This window comes from Methylosinus sp. DMC45, assembly GCF_056313885.1.
This window is the reverse complement of the sequence record NZ_JBQUZK010000044.1, coordinates 87,322-103,815: the sequence shown is the minus strand read 5'-3', so window position 1 is coordinate 103,815 and position 16,494 is coordinate 87,322. Positions and strand designations below refer to the sequence as shown.

General features: G+C 65.7%; 18 protein-coding genes and 1 pseudogene. 3 read left to right on the top strand and 16 right to left on the bottom strand.

Annotated elements, in window-relative coordinates:
- Positions 1-12: 12 nt before the first annotated feature.
- From ACT53T_RS12450 to glyA, 10 genes are all read right to left on the bottom strand, one after another.
- Entirely contained in the window at positions 13-366 is a 354-nt protein-coding gene (locus ACT53T_RS12450; protein ID WP_476161431.1) for a type II toxin-antitoxin system death-on-curing family toxin, read from the bottom strand.
- Positions 367-380: 14 nt separating this feature from the next.
- Complete coding sequence (locus tag ACT53T_RS12445) at positions 381-608, bottom strand: hypothetical protein (protein ID WP_476161430.1); 228 nt, start codon at positions 606-608, stop codon at positions 381-383.
- 126 nt (positions 609-734) lie between these two features.
- A complete protein-coding gene (locus ACT53T_RS12440; protein ID WP_476161429.1) occupies positions 735-2,918 on the bottom strand; it encodes a sodium-translocating pyrophosphatase in 2,184 nt (727 codons plus the stop codon).
- A 202-nt stretch (positions 2,919-3,120) separates the two neighbouring features.
- Positions 3,121-4,104: a thiamine-phosphate kinase gene (gene thiL, locus ACT53T_RS12435; protein ID WP_476161428.1), complete on the bottom strand. Its 984-nt coding sequence runs from the start codon at positions 4,102-4,104 to the stop codon at positions 3,121-3,123.
- Between the two features lie 189 nt (positions 4,105-4,293).
- Positions 4,294-4,752: a transcription antitermination factor NusB gene (nusB, locus tag ACT53T_RS12430; RefSeq protein ID WP_018264966.1), complete on the bottom strand. Its 459-nt coding sequence runs from the start codon at positions 4,750-4,752 to the stop codon at positions 4,294-4,296.
- Entirely contained in the window at positions 4,749-5,249 is a 501-nt protein-coding gene (gene ribH, locus ACT53T_RS12425) for a 6,7-dimethyl-8-ribityllumazine synthase (RefSeq protein WP_018264965.1), read from the bottom strand. The genes nusB and ribH overlap by 4 nt, the downstream gene beginning before the upstream one ends.
- A gap of 331 nt (positions 5,250-5,580) precedes the next feature.
- Positions 5,581-6,186 (bottom strand): riboflavin synthase, encoded by a 606-nt coding sequence (locus ACT53T_RS12420; RefSeq protein WP_476161427.1) that lies wholly within the window; start codon positions 6,184-6,186, stop codon positions 5,581-5,583.
- 1 nt (position 6,187) lies between these two features.
- A complete protein-coding gene (gene ribD / locus ACT53T_RS12415; RefSeq protein WP_476161426.1) occupies positions 6,188-7,327 on the bottom strand; it encodes a bifunctional diaminohydroxyphosphoribosylaminopyrimidine deaminase/5-amino-6-(5-phosphoribosylamino)uracil reductase RibD in 1,140 nt (379 codons plus the stop codon).
- Complete coding sequence (gene nrdR / locus ACT53T_RS12410; RefSeq protein WP_018264962.1) at positions 7,324-7,833, bottom strand: transcriptional regulator NrdR; 510 nt, start codon at positions 7,831-7,833, stop codon at positions 7,324-7,326. The genes ribD and nrdR overlap by 4 nt, the downstream gene beginning before the upstream one ends.
- Before the next feature lie 183 nt (positions 7,834-8,016).
- The gene (gene glyA / locus ACT53T_RS12405) at positions 8,017-9,291 is read right to left on the bottom strand and encodes a serine hydroxymethyltransferase (protein ID WP_476161425.1); all 1,275 of its coding nucleotides are present in this window, start codon (positions 9,289-9,291) and stop codon (positions 8,017-8,019) included.
- 403 nt (positions 9,292-9,694) lie between these two features.
- Here glyA and ACT53T_RS12400 point away from each other — a divergent pair, with 403 nt between their 5' ends.
- Together ACT53T_RS12400 and ACT53T_RS12395 are read left to right on the top strand one after the other, a co-directional pair.
- Positions 9,695-11,440 (top strand): alkaline phosphatase family protein, encoded by a 1,746-nt coding sequence (locus ACT53T_RS12400; RefSeq protein ID WP_476161424.1) that lies wholly within the window; start codon positions 9,695-9,697, stop codon positions 11,438-11,440.
- Positions 11,441-11,539: 99 nt separating this feature from the next.
- Positions 11,540-11,920: a hypothetical protein gene (locus ACT53T_RS12395; protein ID WP_476161423.1), complete on the top strand. Its 381-nt coding sequence runs from the start codon at positions 11,540-11,542 to the stop codon at positions 11,918-11,920.
- Positions 11,921-11,929: 9 nt separating this feature from the next.
- On the opposite strand, the gene ACT53T_RS12390 is transcribed toward ACT53T_RS12395, so the two are convergent.
- The 5 genes and pseudogenes from ACT53T_RS12390 to ACT53T_RS12370 form a co-directional block, all read right to left on the bottom strand.
- Positions 11,930-12,313 (bottom strand): hypothetical protein, encoded by a 384-nt coding sequence (locus ACT53T_RS12390; RefSeq protein ID WP_476161422.1) that lies wholly within the window; start codon positions 12,311-12,313, stop codon positions 11,930-11,932.
- An 82-nt stretch (positions 12,314-12,395) separates the two neighbouring features.
- Positions 12,396-12,698 (bottom strand): type II toxin-antitoxin system RelE/ParE family toxin, encoded by a 303-nt coding sequence (locus ACT53T_RS12385; RefSeq protein ID WP_476161421.1) that lies wholly within the window; start codon positions 12,696-12,698, stop codon positions 12,396-12,398.
- Positions 12,695-12,976, bottom strand: a complete 282-nt coding sequence (locus ACT53T_RS12380; protein WP_476161420.1) for a ribbon-helix-helix domain-containing protein — start codon at positions 12,974-12,976, stop codon at positions 12,695-12,697. Before ACT53T_RS12380 ends, ACT53T_RS12385 begins: the two co-directional genes overlap by 4 nt.
- A gap of 57 nt (positions 12,977-13,033) precedes the next feature.
- Complete coding sequence (locus ACT53T_RS12375) at positions 13,034-14,632, bottom strand: peptide chain release factor 3 (protein WP_476161419.1); 1,599 nt, start codon at positions 14,630-14,632, stop codon at positions 13,034-13,036.
- An 81-nt stretch (positions 14,633-14,713) separates the two neighbouring features.
- Positions 14,714-14,845, bottom strand: a pseudogene (locus ACT53T_RS12370) (helix-turn-helix domain-containing protein); the annotation flags it as partial.
- A gap of 219 nt (positions 14,846-15,064) precedes the next feature.
- Between ACT53T_RS12370 and ACT53T_RS12365 the strand changes: the two are divergent.
- Positions 15,065-15,712, top strand: coding sequence for a hypothetical protein (locus tag ACT53T_RS12365; protein ID WP_476161418.1), 648 nt, complete (start codon positions 15,065-15,067; stop codon positions 15,710-15,712).
- A gap of 137 nt (positions 15,713-15,849) precedes the next feature.
- Here ACT53T_RS12365 and ACT53T_RS12360 read toward each other — a convergent pair whose 3' ends face one another.
- On the bottom strand, positions 15,850-16,440 hold the full coding sequence (locus ACT53T_RS12360; RefSeq protein ID WP_476161417.1) for a DUF3501 family protein: 591 nt from the start codon (positions 16,438-16,440) through the stop codon (positions 15,850-15,852).
- Between the last annotated feature and the right edge of the window lie 54 nt (positions 16,441-16,494).

Below are 16,494 nucleotides of genomic sequence, written 5' to 3'. Positions count from 1 at the left end.
CCGGACCCACGATCAAAAAGCCGTATTCTGCCTGAGCCATTGGTCGAGCGCATCGAAACGAAAGGCGCCGGCTTCGTAGAGACGGGACAGAAAAGCCCAAGTCTCATCGGCATCGGCGGTCAAACGCATTCCGTTGATCGCCAGAAACGTGAATGTGACGGCAAAGGCAGTGCGCTTATTGCCATCCACGAAGGCATGATTTTGCGATAGGCTCTCCCACAGCGCCGCCGCCTGAGCGATCAAGTCCGAATAATATCCCGACTGCGGTCGGAACAGCGCCGCCTCGAGCTGCCCGAGGTCGCGAACGCCATGCGCGCCGCCAAATCGCTCTATCTGGTGATAGTGGATCGCCAGCACCTCGACCACGGTCGGAAAATCCGTCACTTGGCCAGCTTCTCATAGAGCGATCCGAAACGCTCGAGACTGGACTCATAGGCGGACATGACATGCCCCCGCGGCCGCGCCTTGTCATGCTTTTCGACATAGGCGCCGAGCGCCTCCTCGACGATCGACTGAAGCTGCCGCCCCTCTTCCTTGGCGATCTTTCGGATCGCCGCCAACATGTCGCGATCCACCTGCGTGGCGAATTTCTCCCGAACGACGGCCATAGCGCTCTCCCTCGAAAGCGAATATCGGCCGCTATCAAGAAACGTCAAGACATATCAAGACCGAAGCCGAAACGAAAAAGGCGGGGTCTCCCCCGCCTCTATTCGCTACTCGCTATTCGCCTCGCCTCACCGCGCCAAAATCGCCAGCAGCAGCAGCGCCACTATGTTGGTGATCTTGATCGCCGGATTCACGGCCGGGCCGGCGGTGTCCTTATAGGGGTCGCCGACCGTGTCGCCGGTCACCGAGGCTTTGTGCGCGTCGCCGCCCTTGTAATGGGTGACGCCGTCCTTATCGACGAAGCCGTCTTCGAAGCTCTTCTTGGCGTTATCCCAGGCGCCGCCGCCGGAGGTCATCGACACGGCGACGAAGAGGCCGTTGACGATGACGCCGAGCAGCGCCGCGCCCAGCGCCGCAAAGCCATTGGCCTTGGAGCCGGAGATGATGGTCACGCCGAAATAGACGACGATCGGCGCCAGCACCGGCAGCAGCGAGGGGATGATCATTTCCTTGATCGCCGCCTGCGTCAGCATGTCGACGGCGCGGCCGTAATCCGGGCGCTCCGTGCCATCCATTATGCCGGGCTTCTCCTTGAACTGACGGCGCACCTCCTCCACGACGGAGCCCGCCGCGCGGCCCACGGCCGTCATGGCGATTCCGCCGAAGAGATAGGGGATGAGGCCGCCGAGGATGAGGCCCGCGACGACATAAGGATTGGCGAGATCGAAATCGACCTTGCCGATATCCTTGAAGTAGGGAACGCCGCTCTCGGTGAAATGCCGCAGATCATTGGAATAGGCGGCGAACAGCACCAGAGCGCCGAGCCCCGCCGAGCCGATGGCGTAGCCCTTGGTGACGGCCTTGGTGGTGTTGCCGACGGCGTCCAGCGCATCGGTATTGTGGCGCACTTCCTTCGGCAGGCCCGCCATTTCGGCGATGCCGCCGGCATTGTCCGTCACCGGGCCGAAGGCGTCGAGCGCGACAATGATGCCGGCGAGGCCGAGCATGGTCGTCACGGCGATGGCGACGCCATAGAGCCCGCCCGCCTGATAGGCGAAGATGATGCCGAGCGCGATGACGATCGCCGGCGCCGCCGTGGCCTCGAGCGAGACGGCGAGTCCCTGGATGACATTGGTGCCATGGCCCGTCACCGAGGCCTGGGCGATCGACACCACAGGGCGCTTGCCCGTGCCGGTGTAATATTCGGTGATGTAGACGATGAGGCCCGTCACCGCGAGGCCGATGAGGCCGGCGAAGAACAGGCCATAGCCGTGGATCGCCTCGCCATTGGCCTTGCCGATCTCGCCCCAGCCGACCGTGAAGGTGGTGGCGAGGAAGAGGCCGCCGATCGACAGCACGCCGGCGGCGATGAGGCCCTTGTAGAGCGCGCCCATGATCGTGTCCGGCACGCCGATCTTGTCGAACAGCGGGCCGGCGATCTTGCCGATCTCGGAATCATCGGCGCCGAGCTTCACGAAATAGGTGCCGGCGATGGAGGTGACGATGGAAAGGCCGCCGATCGCCAGCGGATAGACGATCGCAGAGGCGAGGCCCGCCTGCCCGGCGAAGAAGATGGAAGCGAGAACCATGGTCGCGACGATGGTGACGACATAGGTCTCGAAGAGATCGGCCGCCATGCCGGCGCAATCGCCGACATTGTCGCCGACATTGTCGGCGATGGTGGCGGGGTTGCGCGGATCGTCCTCGGGAATGCCGACCTCGACCTTGCCGACGAGATCGGCGCCGACATCGGCGCCCTTGGTGAAGATGCCGCCGCCGAGGCGCGCGAAGATGGAGATCAGCGAGCCGCCGAAGCCGAGCGCCACCAGCGCGTCGACCACGACGCGATCGGAAGGCGCATAGCCCGCGAAGACGGTGAGGATGAAGTAATAGATCGCGACGCCGAGCAGGGCGAGGCCGGCGACCAGCAGGCCGGTGATCGCGCCCGCCTTGAAGGCGATGTCGAGCCCGCCGGCGAGCGATTTCGTCGCCGCCTGCGCGGTGCGGACATTGGCGCGCACGGAGACATTCATGCCGATGAAGCCGGCCGCGCCGGAGAGCACCGCGCCGATGAGGAAGCCGAAGGCCACCGCCCAGCCGAGCAGAATGACGAGCAGCACGAAGATGACGCCGCCGACATAGGCGATCGTCGTATATTGGCGTTTCAGATAGGCCTGCGCGCCCTCTGCGACGGCGCCGGATATTTCCTGCATGCGCGCAGAGCCGGCGTCCGCCTTCTCGAGCTCTTGCCAAGTCTTGACGCCATAGGCGACAGACAATAGTCCGAAGACGATGCTGAGAAACAATACCATGACGATTGCGCCCTCTCCGTTCCTCGGCCGCGCGCGCTGATTTGTTCTCGTGGCCCGCGCTTGCGGCAATTTCGTCCCCGCGACAACGATAGTCCGACCGCAGTCGAATCGTACGGCTGCGGCGCCGGGGGAAAAGCGCGTCAGTCATGCCAGAAACACCGGTTTTCGGCAATGCCGGCAAAGGTCGCGCACCGCCGCGCCCTTAGAAGTGACTGAAGGATAGATGGTTGAATTTTATAATCGTTCCAGAAGAATTTAAGAATTGTGGCGGCTCGGCGCCGGCTGTGACGACGCCGATCTCGGCGAGGGCGATCCCCGCCTTCCCTGCCGCCAGCGCCAGCGCGGGGGCGGCCTCGGCGGAGGCGCAGCAGAGGATCTCGTAATCGTCTCCGCCCGTGACCGCGCGAGAGAGCAGCTCCGGCTCGCCCGCGATCGCCTCCTGCGCCGCCGCCGAGAGCGGAACCTTCTCGAGTTCCACCCGCGCGCTCGCGCCGCTCGCCCGCAGCAGCTTGGCGAGATCGCCCGCGAGCCCGTCGGAGACGTCCATGGCGGCGCTCGCGTGCGCGCGCAGGGCTGCGATCAAGGGCAGGCGCGGCAACGGAAGCCGGTAGCGCTCGAGCAGATGCGCCCGCGCCCCCTCGCCCAGCCTTTCCGCGAAAGCCTCGCCGCGGGCGACGCCGAGGCCGAGCGCGGCGTCGCCGATCGTCCCGGAGACGAAAATGCGATCCCCCGGCTGCGCGCCGGAACGCGAGACGAAGCGCGTCGCGCGGCCGAAGGCGGCAATGGAGATGGTCAGAGGACCGGGCGTCGCCGTCGTGTCGCCGCCGAGCAGCGGACAGGCGAATTCCCGCGCATCCTCGGCGAGGCCGGCGGCGAAGCTGCGCGCCCACTCATTGGTCCAGTCCGGCGGCAGCGCCAGAGTGAGCAGAAAGCCGAGCGGCTCCGCCGCCTTGGCCGCGAGATCGGAGAGGTTGACGCGCAGGGCTTTCTTCGCGACGAGGCCGGGCGGATCGTCGGGGAAGAAATGCACGCCGGAAACGAGCGCATCGGTGGTGACGACGATCTCCCGCGCTCCGCCCAACGGCAACAGAGCCGCGTCGTCGCGCAGGCCGAAGGCGCTCTCCGCGGCGAGCGGCGCGAAGATTTCGGCGATCAGCTTGTCCTCGCCGAAGCGGCGCTCCGCCATGAACTCTCTCTCGAAAGCGAGCCTTCCGGCTCGCATCGCCCTAGACGAACAGTCCCCTCATCCTGAGGAGGCCCCGGAGGGGCCGTCTCGAAGGATTGGCCGCCGCGCCTTCTGGGGCATCCTTCGAGGCTTTTTGCGTTCCGCAAAAAGCGCCTCAGGATGAGGGCGCGGGGTTTTCGATCACGCGCCTCACTTCTCGGAAAAATGCTCCGGCCGCGCCTGTCGCGCCAGGCGATCCAGCACGGCGTTGATCATGCCGGACTCGGTCGCGCCGAAAAATGCGCCGGCGACGTCCACATATTCCTTGATGACCACTTTGACAGGTATGTCGCGCCGAAACCCCAGCTCGAAGCCGCCCGCGCGCAATATGGCGCGCATCACCGCCTCTATGCGCTGCAGCGGCCAGCCGCCCTGCAAAGCCTGGTCGAGCGCGCGGTCGATCGTCGCCTGATTGTCGAGCACGCCCTTCACGATATCGCGGAAAAACTGCAGCTCGGCCGGCTTATATTGGTCGCCCTCGATCTCGCGGCCGATCCAATGCGACTCGAATTCGGCATAGATCTCGTTGAGCCCCTTGCCGGCGACCTCCATCTGATAGAGCGCCTGCACGATCGCGAGCCGCGCCGCCGATCTCTCCTCGACGCTCACGAGCGGCCTCCGAGCTTGCGCTTCAGGCGCACCAGCGCCAGCGCGGCCAGCGCGGCGTCGCCGCCCTTGTCGGCCCCGCCCTGCTTAGGGTCGGCGCGCACGGTCGCCTGCTCCTCATTGTCCACGGTCAGGACGCCATTGCCGAGCGGCAGACGGCGCGCGACAGAAAGCTCAGTGAGCGCGCGCGCGCTCTCATTGGCGACGATCTCGAAATGATAGGTGTCGCCGCGAATGACGCAGCCGAGCGCCACCACGCCCTCATAAGGCGCGCCGGCGGCCTCGGCCGCGTCCAGCGCTATGGCCGCGCCAGCCGCCAGCTCCAGCGCGCCGGGGACGGTGATGGTGGTGACGTCGCAGCCGAGCTCCTCCAGCGCGCGGACGGCGCCCTCGTGCAGAAGCTCGACGATATCTTCGTTGAAATGCGATTCGACGACGAGAATGCGCGCGCCTTCGACAGGCGCGAGATCATCGTCATCGGCGCGGTAGGACCCTGCCATTCACGACTCCATGGGCGGAGGGGCTGCCCCCTCCCTCACCCTCCTCCGCTTCGCGGGAGAGGGATGCAACGAGCGCTGCGCGCACTCTCTTATGAAACGCGCAACCTGCTCCCTCTCCCGCATAGCGGGGGAGGCTGGCGAGGGGGCGCACGACGCTCTCGAGAAACGAAGCGGCGATGGATACACATTTTTTCGGGGAAAGCCTACCGCTCGTGAGCGGCGCTCGTCATCGCGAGCGCAGCGAAGCGATCCAGACTCGCGAAGCGGCTTCCATAAACGACTCCGCCCGCGACTCTGGATTGCTTCGCCTGGGGCTCGCAATGACGGCGCGCTACTTCCCCGCTTCCGTCAGCCGGGCGGCGTATCTCGCCATCAGATCGACCTCGAGGTTGAGGCGGTCCCCTGCCCTGTAGCCGCCCCAGGTCGTCACCGCGAGCGTGTGCGGGATGATGAGAACGGAGAAGCGGTCGCCCTCCACCGCATTCACGGTGAGCGAGGTTCCGTCCAGCGCCGCCGAGCCCTTCTCGGCGATGAAGCGCGCATATTGATGCGGCGCCTCGATCCAAAAGCGCGACATGCCGTCGAAATCATCGCGCGAGACAATCGTCGCGACGCCATCGACATGGCCGGTGACGATATGGCCGCCCAATTCGTCGCCGATCTTCAGCGAGCGCTCGAGATTTATGCGGCGGCCGACCGCCCATTCGCCCGCCGTGGTGCGCGCCAAGGTCTCGGCGGCGGCGTCCACCTCGAAGACCGTGCGCGCGCCCTCGCGGCGCAGGCCCACCGCCGTGAGGCATGGGCCGGAGCAGGCGATGGAAGCGCCGAGCGCGATGCTCTCCAGCGGATAGGCGCAAGCGATGGCGATGCGGCGCAATTCGCCGCGCGGCTCGATCGCGAGGATTTCACCGACGTCGGTGACGAGGCCCGTGAACATTTCAGCCGATCCTCTCGTAGCGGGTCATGCGATCGACGCCGAGCATGGCCGTATCGGCGAGGCGATAGCGGCTCTCATCCTCGAGAATGGCGCGCGCCGCCGGGGTGAGCGCGAGCCGCCCCTGACGGCCGAGCGGCTTCAGCCCGGTATGGAGAACGACATCGTCGGCGAGCGCGGCGGCGAGCAGGCTCTCGGCGATGCGCGGGCCGCCCTCGCTGAAGACGCGTGTGATTCCGCGTTGCGCCAGCACGGCCAGCGCCTCGCGCAGAAGGAGGCGGCCGGCGGCGTCCACTCCGGCGCGCACGACCTCTATTCCGGTGGCGGCGGCGAAATCCTGCGCCTCGGCCTCGGCGACGCCCTCCCCCACTATGGCGAGCGCCGGCGTCTCGCGCGCCGTGGCGGCGAGGCGGGAGCTGCGCGACAGGCGCAAACGCGCGTCCAGCACCACACGCAGCGGCTTGAAGGCCTCGAGGCCGGGAAGGCGCACGGTGAGCAGCGGATCGTCGACCGAGGCGGTGCCATAGCCGACCATGATCGCGCTGTGCAGCGCGCGCTCGATATGGGTGACGCTATCGGCCAGCGCGCCGGTGATGAAGAGGCGCGGGTCGTGCTCGGCCCCGGCGGCGTAGCCGTCCGCCGTCTGGGCGAGCTTGAGAGTGACCATGGGCCGCCCCTGCGTCACGCGCAGAATATGGCCGAGATGATCGGCGCGAGCCTCACGCGCGCGCACGCCGGTCGTCACCTCTATCCCCGCCTCCCGCAGCCGGGTGTGGCCGCGGCCGGCGACGCGATCGTCCGGGTCCTCGAGCGCGGAAACGACGCGGGTTATTCCAGAGGCGATGATCGTGTCCACGCAGGGCGGCGTCGCCCCGTGATGGGAGCATGGCTCCAGAGTGGCGTAGAGCGTCGCGCCGCGCGCGGCCTCGCCGGCGGCGGCCACGGCGACCGCCTCGGCGTGCGGGCGCCCGCCCAGCGCCGTATAGCCGCGGGCGATCACGACGCCATCCTTGACGATGATCGCGCCAACGGCGGGATTGGGCCCGGTGCGGCCGAGATTGCGGCGGCCGAGCGCCAGCGCCGCCGCCATGAAGGCGTCGTCCAAGAGGTCCAATGAATCGGATTGCGGCTTCGTCGCGGTCATCTCCCGCCCGGCGCGGTTTCGGCGTCCACCACCGTATCCGCGCGCTGCTCGCCCTCGCTATGCGACAATTCGTCGATCAGCGCATGGAAATCGCCGATCTCGCGAAAGTCGCGATAGACGGAGGCGAAACGCACATAGGCAACGTCATCGAGCGTTTTGAGGCCCTGGATCACCAATTCGCCGATCTGCGTGCTCTCGATCTCCGTGTCGCCGGAGCTCTCGAGCTGGCGCACGACGCCATTGACCATGCGCTCGACGCGCTCGGGATCGATGGGCCGCTTGCGCAGCGCGATTTCCAGCGAGCGCATCAGCTTGTCGCGATCGAAAGGCACGCGGCGGCCCGATTTCTTCACCACGATCAGCTCGCGCAGCTGCACGCGCTCGAAAGTGGTGAAACGGCCGCCGCAGCCGGGACAGACGCGCCGACGCCGGATCGAGGAGGAATCCTCGGCCGGCCGGGAGTCTTTCACCTGCGTGTCGGGCGAGCCGCAATAGGGACAGCGCATGGACTCACCTTACCGCCGATGCTTCCGTGTGGGACGCGTTTCCCTTTCCCCGCTCGCGGGGAGAGGATCAAGGCGAGGGGCTCGGGGCGTGAGCCACAGCGGGAAAAGCCCCCGGCCCCTCATCCTAGCCTTCTCCCCGCGAGCGGGGAGAAGGGACAGCGGCGCCCCAGCGGAAAGCCCCGATCAATAGATCGGGAACTTCGCCGTCAGCGCGTGGACCTTCTCCTTCACCGCGGCTTCGGTCGCGGCGTTGTCCGCCTCGCCCTTGGCGGCGAGACCGTCCAGCACCTCGACGATATAGCCGCCGACCAGCTTGAACTCGGCCGTGCCGAAGCCGCGCGAGGTGGCGGCCGGCGAGCCGAGGCGGATGCCGGAGGTGACGAAGGGCTTCTCCGGGTCGAAGGGGATGCCGTTCTTGTTGCAGGTGATGTGCGAGCGGCCGAGCGCGGCTTCCGCGGCCTTGCCGGTCAGCTTCTTCGGACGCAGATCGACCAGCATCAGATGATTGTCGGTGCCGCCGGAGACGATGGCGAGGCCGGCGTCGACCAGCGTCTGCGCCAGAGTCTGGGCGTTGTCCTTGACCTGCTGCTGATAGGCTTTGAACTCGGGCTTCAGCGCCTCGCCGAAGGCAGCCGCCTTGCCGGCGATGACATGCATCAGCGGGCCGCCCTGCAGGCCCGGGAAGACCGCCGAATTGATCTTCTTGGCGATGTCCTCGTCATTCGTCAGCACCATGCCGCCGCGCGGGCCGCGCAGCGTCTTATGCGTGGTGGTGGTGACGACATGGGCGTGCGGGAAGGGCGAGGGATGCAGGCCCGCCGCCACCAGACCGGCAAAATGCGCCATATCGACCATGAAATAGGCCCCGACGCTATCCGCGATCTTGCGGAAGGCCTCGAAGTCCCAAATGCGCGAATAGCCGGAGCCGCCGGCGATGATGATCTTCGGCTTGTGCTCGGCGGCGAGGGCGGCGACCTGCTCCATGTCGATGCGCTGATCGTCCTTGCGCACCGTATAGGGAACCGGCTTGAACCATTTGCCGGAGAGATTGACCGGCGAGCCATGGGTCAGATGGCCGCCCGCGGCGAGATCGAGGCCGAGGAAGGTATCGCCGGGCGTCGCCAGCGCGAGGAACACCGACTGATTGGCCTGGCTGCCGGAGTTCGGCTGCACATTGGCGAAGCCGGCGCCGAACAGCTGCTTGGCGCGCTCGATCGCCAGATTCTCGGCGATGTCGACGAATTGGCAGCCGCCGTAATAGCGCTTGCCCGGATAGCCTTCGGCATATTTGTTGGTGAGGACGGAGCCCTGCGCTTCGAGAACCGCCTTGGACACGATGTTCTCGGAGGCGATGAGCTCGATCTCGTCGCGCTGACGGCCGAGCTCGAGGCCGATGGCCTTGGCGAGATCAGGGTCCGAATCGGCGAGCGAGGCAGTGAAGAAAGCGGATTGGCTCATTTAGCATCCTCTATCGAGACAAGGCGCGGCAAGTGACGGGCGGCTCCCGGCTCGCCCGCGCCTTCGGGCGGAGCCGTTCGCGGGAAGCGAGGTTTCGCTCGGGGACGCCGGAAACGGCGACCCCGAAACGGCCTCGAGCTCCCGTTTTCAGCGCAAAACTCTTTCGGCCGATCGAAATCCGGCCGCAGAATGCGCGCTCGCGCATCGGTGTGAGGGTTCGCTTATCACGCTCTCGCAGGGACGAAAAGAGGCGCAACCGACGCGGAGACGGAGTTTGTCGCGGCGCCGGCCAATTCGCTCCGCTTTCTGGGGCGTCGCGGGCGATCGAAGCGTCGCCGCGACTGTCATAGGCCCGATATTTTGCCTCGCTAGCGTCCGCCCCGCCAATATAAGGGGGCTAAAAATGTTCCTGAAGCACTCGATCGGCGGCCTCGCGGCCCTCGCCTGCGCGGCGTCGGCTACTCCCGCCAGCTCAGAATCTCTGCACGAATTCAATCATATCGTCGTCATCTACCAAGAAAGCCACAGCTTCGACAATCTGTTCGGCCTGTGGGGCGCGGTGAACGGCGAGCCGGTGCAGGGACTGCCCTTCGCCGACGCCGCGCACACCAAGCAGGTCCGCGCCGACGGAACCACCGCCTATTCCTGCCTGCTGCAGAACGATGTGAATCTCGCCTCGCCCTCGCCTTTGGCGACGAGCTGCACGGATGCGACCGGCGCGACGTCCTTTGTGAGCGCCTTCCAGAACAAGCCCTTCGAGATCGACGATTATATCGCCTCGACCGACAAGACCTGTCCCGCGCCCGGCGTCTCCGCCACGAATGGCGTGCTGAAGAACGCCGCCGGCGCCCTCACGGGCGGCTGCACGCGCGATCTCGTGCATCGCTATTACAGCGAGCAGTTCCAGATCAACGGCGGCAAGCAGAACCGCTATGTGACGGGCAGCGACGCCGCCGGCCTCTCCATGGGCTATTACGACACCACCAAGCTGCCGATCTATGTCGCGCTCCACAAGCATGGCGCGCCGCATTACGTCATCGCCGATCATTTCTTCCAATCGGCCTTCGGCGGCTCCTTCCTCAATCACCAATGGCTCGTCGCCGCGGCGACGCCGGTCTTCGCCAATGCGCCGAATGACGCCAGCGCGAACGACCTCCATTCGGTGGTCGACGCCAATGGCATGGCGACCGGCACGCCGCTCTATACCAACCCGCTCGGCTCCGCCGCCAAGGACGCGCAGCTGACCGCCTCCTGCACCCCGCCCGCGGGACGTCCGGCGACGCCGGCCACGGTCGTCTGCGGCGATTTCGCGGTCAACACGACCCAGCCTTATTATCAGCCCTACGCGCCCGGCACGGTGGAGGCGAAGCGCCTGCCGCCGCTGGAAAATCCGACGATCGGCGATCGCCTCTCCGCGCGCGGGATCGACTGGGCCTGGTATTCGGGCGGCTGGTCCAACGCCAATGGCGACATAGGCGCGCCCGGCTGGACCAATGGCGCCGGGACGAGCTGCGCCGATCCGAACGCGCTGGCGACGGCGGTCTTTCCGAACTGCCCGGACAAGCTGTTCCAGTTCCACCATCAGCCCTTCAACTATTTCAAGGCCTATGCGCCGGGCACGGCGGCGCGCCGCGATCATCTGCGCGACGAGGCCGAGTTCGTTCAGCTCGCCAAGACCGGCCGGCTCAAGCCCGTCAGCTTCGTGAAGCTGATCGGCGCGGAAAACGAGCATCCCGGCTACGCCAGCGAGCCGGACGGCAGCTCGCATCTCGTCGATCTGATCGCCTCCATCGTCAACGGCCCGGACGGGCGCGAGACGCTCATCATCGTCACCTATGACGAGTTCGGCGGCGCCTGGGACCATGTCCCGCCGCCGCCCTATCAGACCGAGCAAGTGGCCGAGGGCGAGCGCCATCACGGCCACGAGCATCACGCCGGCGGCGGCGCGCATGATCGCTGGGGTCCCGGCACGCGCATTCCGGCGCTGCTGATCTCCAAGCGCTTCGACCGCTCCGGGGTGGATCATGCGAATTACGACACGACCTCGATCCTGAAGCTGATCGAGGAGCGCCACCATCTCGCCCCGCTCGGCTCCCGCGACGCGGAGGTCCACAGCCTCGCGCGGGCGCTGGAAGCCGCCGAGCGCTGAGCGACGCCACGGACGAGAAACGGCCCCGCGCGAGCGGGGCCGTTTTCATCTTTAGTCACGAAAGTCGCGTCGAACTTTTCAGAGCCGCGCGATCATGCGATGAAGCCTGCGGCGCCGGCCCGTTCGCCCGCGCAGCAGAAGGGGCTCGCCAAGATGAATTCCTCCAGCTCCGGTCGGCGCGCGACGCTCGCCTGCATCGGCTCGCTTCTCGCGTTCCTGTCGGGAGCGGCGGTCGCGCAGGACGCCGATTTCTCGCAATTGCCGATCTATCGGGAGTTTCGCGACCAGCTCGCCGCGCAGGGCTGGAGGCCGGACGCCGGCTTCGGCCTCAAGCTCCCCTCCGGCAAGCCGCTCTATCGCTTCCCTGAGGTTCTGTGCGGCCCGAAAATCTGCCACGCGCGCTGGCTCCGCTCGGGAACGGAGAAGATCGTCACGCTGATCCGCGGCGATCTCACCGAGGAATATCGCGTCTCGCCCTGACGCGCCGGCTCACTGCCGCGCCGGCGCGGCGGTCTGCGTCGCGAGAACGGCCGAGAGCCGTTCAACGAGATCGCCGGCGACCGCCGAGGGAAGCGCGAAGGCGAGCCGATTGCCGTCCGGCGAGACGAGGGTGAGCAGAAGATTGTCGCCGAGCATCTCCCGATGCAGCGCGATCGACTCCACCGGAGTCGCCAGCACCGCCTCGACCTCGCCGCTGGCCGGCTGCCGCTCGGCGAGGCCCTTCTCGCGCAGCGCGAGGGCGGAACGAGTCAGCTCGAGAATATCGGCGGCGGTGAGGACGATTTTGGCCGTCACGCCATCGTCGCCTTTCCGGCTCAGAATGAAATCCTCTCCGATCGGATCGAGATTGAGGCCGGACGACGCCTCGGACATGGGTCGGTGCTCCTTTGCTCTTGCGATCGAGCAGCATAGGCGAAGGCGAACGGATTGTCTCGCTTGGCCGTGGCGAGGGTCGTCAGGCCAGAGCGGCCTCCCAGTCCTTGCCGCCGTAGAACAGGCGGAGGATAGTGACGCGCTCTTCCTCGACGAAAAAGGCGATCGTCACGCGCCGCTCGAAACCGACCGCACGAAGTCCGGGCCGCAGATCATCTCTGCGACGCCCTCTTTCGGACGCCATGTCGAAACGCCGGCAATAGGTTTCGAGCCGGCCGATATAGGCGAGCGCGACGTCCGAGCCGGCCCTTTCCTCTATCCAATCGTAAATCTGCAGAATGTCGTCGCGCGCTTCTGGCGAGAAAACGATCGCTCGCCGTCTCAACCGCGATCCTTCGATCGAAGCGCATGACGCGCCCTCACCTCGTCGAATACCGCGTCGATAGAAACGGCGCGGTCCGGCTCGGCGCGCATGGAGTCATAAACGGGCGCAACGTCTTCCCGTAGCCATCGCTCGACGGCGGCGTCCCGCTCCTGCAAGGCGGAAAGCGCCGCGCGGATCACGTCGCTCTCCGAAGCATAGTCTCCGGCGGAGACCTTCGCGTCGATAAAGGCCAAATTCTCGGTCGGCAGGCTGAAGCTCCGCTTTTCGACATTAGCCATCCGCGCTCTCCTCGCGAAAACTGTAACACGATCACGCCACAGGCGACAGGGAGCCGCTCACCCCTTCCCCGCCCCGCTCTTCTGATAATCCTTCACATCCGAGAACACGATGGACGAATGCCGCTCCGCGTCATAGCGCAGCTGGAACTCGCTCGACGACATGAACACGGGCGCGCCGTCTATGTCCTCCGCCATCGAGGAGCCGTGCGAGTCGATGAAGCTCTTCAGCGCGATCGGATCCTGAGAGGTGATCCAGCGGCATATGCCGAAGCGCGAGGTCTCGTATTTCGTCTCCAGCCCATATTCGGCCTCGAGCCGCGTCGCCAGCACGTCGAGCTGCAGCGCGCCGACGACGCCGACCAGAGCGCCGGAGCCGTCGTTGGGCAGAAAGAGCTGCACGACGCCCTCCTCCGCCAGCTGGCGCAACGCCTCGCGCAGCTTCTTGGCCTTCATCGCGTCGGAGATGACGATGCGGCGCAGAATTTCCGGCGCGAAGCTCGGCACGCCGCGGAAGGAAATCTCCTCGCCCTCTGTGAGCGTGTCGCCGATGCGCAAAATGCCGTGATTGGGAATGCCCACCACATCGCCCGCATAGGCTTCATCGGCGATGGAGCGGTCGCGCGCGAAGAAGAATTGCGGCGCATTGAGCGAGATGGTCTTGCCCGTGCGCACGATCTTCGCCTTCATGCCGCGCGAGAGCTTGCCCGAGCAGACGCGCATGAAGGCGATGCGGTCGCGATGGTTCGGGTCCATATTCGCCTGAATCTTGAAGACGAAGCCGGCCATCTTCGGCTCCTTGGCCTCGACATGGCGCTTGTCGGCGTCCTGCCCGCGCGGCGAGGGCGCATATTCGGCCATTGCGTCGATGAGATCGCGCACGCCGAAATTGCGCAGCGCGCTGCCGAAGAAGACCGGCGTCAAATGCCCCTCGCGAAACGCCGCGAGCTCGAACGTCTTGCAGCCCTCCTCGGCGAGCATGGCCTCTTCCAGCCAGGCGTCCGCCTCATGCGCCGGCAGCAGCGCGAGCAGCGCCGGATCGTCGAGGCCGGAGACCACCATCGGCTCGGTGTCGGCGTCGATCTTGCGCACGGATTTCGTCGCGAAGCAGTAGGTGCCGGCGAAGCTGCGGCCGGAGCCGATCGGCCAAGTCACCGGCGCGGTGTCGAGCGCCAGCGTCTTCTCGATCTCGTCGAGCAGCGAGAAAGGATCGCGCCCCTCGCGATCGAGCTTGTTGATGAAGGTGACGATGGGAATGTCGCGCAGCCGGCACACTTCGAAGAGCTTTCGCGTGCGCGCTTCTATGCCCTTGGCGGCGTCGATCACCATCACCGCCGCGTCCACGGCGGAGAGCGTGCGATAGGTGTCCTCGGAGAAGTCCTCATGGCCCGGCGTGTCGAGCAGGTTGAAGACGCAATCGCCATATTCGAAGGTCATCACCGAGGTGACGACGGAAATGCCGCGCTCGCGCTCTATGCTCATCCAGTCCGAGCGCGTCTGCTGAGCGTTGCGCTTGGCCTTCACCGCGCCGGCGAGCTGGATCGCGCCGCCGAACAGCAGAAGCTTCTCGGTGAGCGTGGTCTTGCCCGCGTCCGGGTGGGAAATGATGGCGAAGGTGCGCCGCCGCGAGACGGGGTCGCTCGGCTGTGGACTGGTCAAGGCTGAGGCTCGCTGGAAAGTGGCGGGTTCGCCACGCCCTTTAAGGGCAATCGGCGGATAAGGCCAGCTTTCCGTGCCGGCTCACGCCGCCAGCTCGCGCGAGACCTCCGGCCGGCGCTCGGCGATCTTATAGAGCGTCACCGCCGCCGCGGAAGGCTTGCGCCGGCCCTGCTCCCAATCCTGCAAGGTCCGCACGGACACGCCCAGCAGAGCGGCGAAGGCCGTGTCGAGACCGCCTCCGGTTCTGTTAGGGTGAAGGCGACGGCCAACTCGTCTCTAGGTCGATCACCCCCAAGTCGCCGCGAAGGCAACGAGACGGCAATTCATCATTGCTCCTGGGGGCTTGGCAGAGGAGGCGTTGGCGTGCTTAACATGCGGCGCGCGGGGCGGCGTTCCCGCTAGCACATTGATTTTCTGCGGAGTATTTAGGCGATGACATTCGAGGCGGTTTTCAGTCTTGGCTCCAATTGCACGCCGGCGCACCAGCTGAGGCGTTATTTTGGCGCGGGCTCTAGAAGTTGTTTCGACTGGCTAATAACGCCCGTTCGCTCTATTGAGCGCATTCTTGCGGATGACGGCGCTGGCTTTTGCTTAGACGTGTCAGAATGCCATGACGGAGCATCCGCTTTTTGCGAACGATATGGCGTCCTATACCATCATGAATTCCGGCCCCATGGTTATCGGCACGTCGTTATCGATGAAGCTGCAAAGGAACGCGCCAGATCAAAAATGTTATACAAATACAATAAGATGGTTTCTCTTGCGCGAGGCCATAGGACGCTATTCCTGCGTTATGGCTCCGGCACTGACGCCCCCGACGACAATGACGCGGTCACAGACCGAGAGATGGCTGATCTCGTCGAGGCTCTAAAGGCAAAGCTCGACCACGACAACTTCGAGGTCTGTTACATTCGCCAAGAAGGCTTTCAGTTCGAGCGCTCCGCCTTTAGCGGCCGCGCCATCGGCAATTGCTCGATTCACTCCGCGACGCACACCCCTGGCGCGCTCGGGATAGACGCCGAATGGGACGCGCTATTCGCTTCGAAGGGGCTGGACAGAAGCGCACCACCACTCGTTTGAGGCGGCGTGCTTCTACCCGTCGAGGACAGGACGCTTTTTTGTAGAGCGCTCCGCCAGAGTCGACACACACTTGCAGGCCGCAGGAGCCGGCTGATGACGGTGTTGGCAGGCATCACGACGGCGTCGTCACCCTGTGTTCAGGCGAAATCCCCCGAAAGCTCCGCCCGCACCGCCTCCGGCATGACGGCGATATGCCCATAATTCTGATGCGTGAAGCCGATCAGCGCGCGCACGCCGGGCTCCCCAAAGGCGGCGACCTGCGCATCCGTGAAAGGAAAATGCACGAATTGCACGGCCGAGGCCTTGCCGTCCGCCCTGGTGCGGTCCTGATCGGCTTCGGCGACGCCGGCGATGCGCTCGCCGCCCAATTCGATGAAGGCGGTCTCCTCTATCGCGCCCAGCGTGTCCAGCACGCGCTTTCTGCGCAACGGATCGTCGATCTCAATCATGAAAGTGGCGACCAATTCGCGGCCCTTGGGGATCAGCGGCGCATAGGCGGCGATCTCGCTCGGCGCCTGCTCGAGCGTCCCCTTCTCTATGTGGATCATCTCCTGGATCTGCAGCCAGATCGTCTCGAAATCCTCGAAATAAAAGGTCACGAAAGGCCCGACCTCGACGCGGCGATTGCGCTTTCTCGCGGCGATGCGGCGGCGACTCTCGACGCGCACCTTGGCGTATTCGTCCGGCGGAAGAAGATCGGCGACGGTGATGTGGTGCTTTTGCGCCATTGATCGCTCCAGTTTCTTTTCGGTCGGTTCGATGGCGTGGACGAACGCTCGCGC

What these genes read in the sequence shown, in the direction of transcription:
- ACT53T_RS12380 (WP_476161420.1), bottom strand. Translation starts at nt 12,976, where the DNA reads ATGGCTAATGTCGAAAAGCGGAGCTTCAGCCTGCCGACCGAGAATTTG.
- ribD (WP_476161426.1), bottom strand. Translation starts at nt 7,327, where the DNA reads ATGACCGCGACGAAGCCGCAATCCGATTCATTGGACCTCTTGGACGAC.
- ACT53T_RS12445 (WP_476161430.1), bottom strand. Translation starts at nt 608, where the DNA reads ATGGCCGTCGTTCGGGAGAAATTCGCCACGCAGGTGGATCGCGACATG.
- ACT53T_RS12390 (WP_476161422.1), bottom strand. Translation starts at nt 12,313, where the DNA reads ATGTCCGAGGCGTCGTCCGGCCTCAATCTCGATCCGATCGGAGAGGAT.
- ACT53T_RS12400 (WP_476161424.1), top strand. Translation starts at nt 9,695, where the DNA reads ATGTTCCTGAAGCACTCGATCGGCGGCCTCGCGGCCCTCGCCTGCGCG.
- ACT53T_RS12365 (WP_476161418.1), top strand. Translation starts at nt 15,065, where the DNA reads ATGACATTCGAGGCGGTTTTCAGTCTTGGCTCCAATTGCACGCCGGCG.
- ACT53T_RS12395 (WP_476161423.1), top strand. Translation starts at nt 11,540, where the DNA reads ATGAAGCCTGCGGCGCCGGCCCGTTCGCCCGCGCAGCAGAAGGGGCTC.
- nrdR (WP_018264962.1), bottom strand. Translation starts at nt 7,833, where the DNA reads ATGCGCTGTCCCTATTGCGGCTCGCCCGACACGCAGGTGAAAGACTCC.
- thiL (WP_476161428.1), bottom strand. Translation starts at nt 4,104, where the DNA reads ATGGCGGAGCGCCGCTTCGGCGAGGACAAGCTGATCGCCGAAATCTTC.
- ACT53T_RS12360 (WP_476161417.1), bottom strand. Translation starts at nt 16,440, where the DNA reads ATGGCGCAAAAGCACCACATCACCGTCGCCGATCTTCTTCCGCCGGAC.
- ribH (WP_018264965.1), bottom strand. Translation starts at nt 5,249, where the DNA reads ATGGCAGGGTCCTACCGCGCCGATGACGATGATCTCGCGCCTGTCGAA.
- glyA (WP_476161425.1), bottom strand. Translation starts at nt 9,291, where the DNA reads ATGAGCCAATCCGCTTTCTTCACTGCCTCGCTCGCCGATTCGGACCCT.
- ACT53T_RS12420 (WP_476161427.1), bottom strand. Translation starts at nt 6,186, where the DNA reads ATGTTCACGGGCCTCGTCACCGACGTCGGTGAAATCCTCGCGATCGAG.
- ACT53T_RS12440 (WP_476161429.1), bottom strand. Translation starts at nt 2,918, where the DNA reads ATGGTATTGTTTCTCAGCATCGTCTTCGGACTATTGTCTGTCGCCTAT.